The organism is Mycobacterium sp. TH-M11, assembly GCF_057473725.1.
Genome location: NZ_JBYCLD010000112.1, coordinates 1 through 2406, shown reverse-complemented (window position 1 = coordinate 2406; position 2406 = coordinate 1). Strand labels below are relative to the sequence as shown.

Genomic DNA, 2406 nt, shown 5'->3' with positions numbered 1-2406 from the left:
CCTCCAGGTACCACGGGTTGGCCCGGGCCCACTCGATGGTGCGGCGAATTCCTTCCTCGACATCGACCCGTAGTCGCCACCCCAGCTCCCGCTGCGCCTTGGTCGAGTCCGGGATACGACGAGGGATGTCCTCGTAACGGCCCCCGTAAAGCGCTGCCGTGTCCACAGTTTCGGCCCCGGAAACCGAATCGACATCAGCGATCTTGATGGCCAGCTCGACAACGTCACGCATCGTCGTCTCGATCATGCTGCCGATGTTGAAGGCCTCACCGACAGCTTTGTCGCTGTCGGCCGCCAGCAGGGTGCCGGCGACGGCGTCGTCGATGTAGGTGAAGCACCGAGACTGCTCGCCGGAGTCGTAGAGCAGCGGCCGGTGGCCGTTGAGGATCCGGTGGATGCTCTGCGAGATCACGAAGATCGGGCTCTGCCGCGGCCCGTAGACGTTGAAATAGCGCACGACGGTCACCGGCAGTTCGTAGGCGGCGTGCATCGCGAACACCAGATGCTCGGCCATCGCCTTGCTGGTGCTGTAGCTCCAGCGCGCGGTTCGTGTCGAGCCGACGACGCGGTCGTCGTCCTCGGCGAACGGCGGGTTGGGGTTTTTGCCGAACACCTCCGACGTGCTGGCGAACACCACCCGGGTGCGGTGCCGATGGCTCAGCTCCAAGACGTTGCGGGTGCCGATCACGTTGACGTCGAGAACCCGGAGCGGATCTTTGAGATAGTTTCTGACCCCGACGATCGCGGCCAGGTGAAACACCGTGTCGACGTCGGGAGTGAGGGCTTTTTCCAGCGCCGACAGATCGGTGACATCGCCCTGGACGAACCGGAAGTTGGCGTGCCGGTCGAAGTCAATGCTGTTGTCGCGGAGGTTCTTTGCAAAATCGAAGACAGTGACCGAGTCTCCGCGCGCCAGCAACGCCGACACCAGGTGCGAGCCGATGAAGCCGTAGCCGCCCGTCACGACGACGTTGGACATTAACGGCCGATGCCCTTGTAGACGAAGCCGGCCGCGCGTACGGCCGCCGGGTCGAAGCTGTTCCGTCCATCCAGGAACACGCATCTGGTTTCCACCAGCTCGGCGAGCCTGGCCAGCGGGATCTGATGGAACTGTCGATGGCCCGCGAGAACCACCAGGGCATCGGCGCCTTCGACCGCTGTCTCGATGTCTGCGGTCAGCGGGATTGTCGTCACCCCGAGGGCCTCTTCGGCGCCCACCCACGGATCATGGACCGACAGGTCGCAGCCGGACTCTTCGAGAAGAGCGACAACGTATTTGGTGGGCGTGAGCCGGCAGTCGCCGGTGTCGTTCTTGAACGCGATGCCCAGCACCGCAATCCTGCTCGTCTCAACCGCCTTGCCCTGATCGGCGAGAAGCTGCGTAAGCAGCCCGTAGGTGTAGGCGGGCATCGTGTCGTTGACGGTCCGCGAGGTCCGCGGAATCGTCAGCGTCAACCCGAGCGACTCGCCCAGGTGGTTGACGAACCACGGATCCTTCGTCAGGCAGTAGCCGCCGACGCCCATACTGGGCCGCAAGATGTTCGCGTCGCGGCCGCCCTTGGGCATCGTGTTGGCCGCCTCGATGACTTGAAGGGCGTCCATCCCGAGCCCGTCGCACACCTTGGCCAGCTCGTTGGCCAGCGCGACATTGAGGTCGACCCAGAGGTTGTCGGCGAGCTTGACCATCTCGGCGGTCCGCGGATCGTCGACGACAACGGAGTCCACGCCCAAGGCGTGCCGCCACAGCGTCGAGCAGGCACGAGCGCTGCGCTCCTCGATGCCACCCACGACGACGGGGATCGAGGTGAGCTCATGGATGGCGTGGCCTTCGGCCAGCCGTTCGGGGCAAAACGCCAACCCGAAATCGACCCCGGCCCGCAGCCCTGAGGACTCCTCAAGGATCGGCCGAACGAGCTTTTCGGTGGTGTCGGGTGGGACGGTGCTCTTGAGGATGACGAGGTGGCCGGCGACCAGGTGCTCACCCACGGCCCGTGCCGCCGCCGTGATGTCGTCGACGATCGGCTCGAAGTCCGGTCCCAGCGGCGTACCGACCGTCACGATGATGAAGTCATTGTCGGCGACGGCGGCGAAATCGGTTGTCGCGCGCAGCCGTCCGACCCGTACGTTGTTGGCCACCAGCTCGGCCAGTCCCGGCTCGGGCACGGTGGTCTTGCCCAGGTTGATCTCATCGACGACGCTGCGCCGCACGTCGATCCCGGTTACCGGCCAGCCGCGGTCTGCCAGCACCGCACCGATGACGGTGCCGATATAGCCGAAGCCCACGACCGCGATCCCTGATCGCATGCCACGGACCAACAGGTCGATCTCGGCGTCGCTACGCCCGAACGCGCCTTTGCCCATCGCGGAAGCCCAACCACCCTTCAGTCCCCCGTGCGCGTTCTGTCA

General features: G+C 65.3%; 2 protein-coding genes. Both read right to left on the bottom strand.

Features of this window, described 5'->3' with window-relative positions; genetic code table 11:
* The coding region (locus AC2VOG_RS04820) for an NAD-dependent epimerase/dehydratase family protein (RefSeq protein ID WP_486938781.1) at positions 1 to 979 on the bottom strand (979 nt) is incomplete at its 3' end.
* Complete coding sequence (locus tag AC2VOG_RS04815) at positions 979 to 2361, bottom strand: nucleotide sugar dehydrogenase (protein ID WP_486938780.1); 1383 nt, start codon at positions 2359 to 2361, stop codon at positions 979 to 981. The genes AC2VOG_RS04815 and AC2VOG_RS04820, both read right to left, overlap by 1 nt.
* Between the last annotated feature and the right edge of the window lie 45 nt (positions 2362 to 2406).

What these genes read in the sequence shown, in the direction of transcription:
- AC2VOG_RS04815 (WP_486938780.1), bottom strand. Translation starts at nt 2,361, where the DNA reads ATGGGCAAAGGCGCGTTCGGGCGTAGCGACGCCGAGATCGACCTGTTG.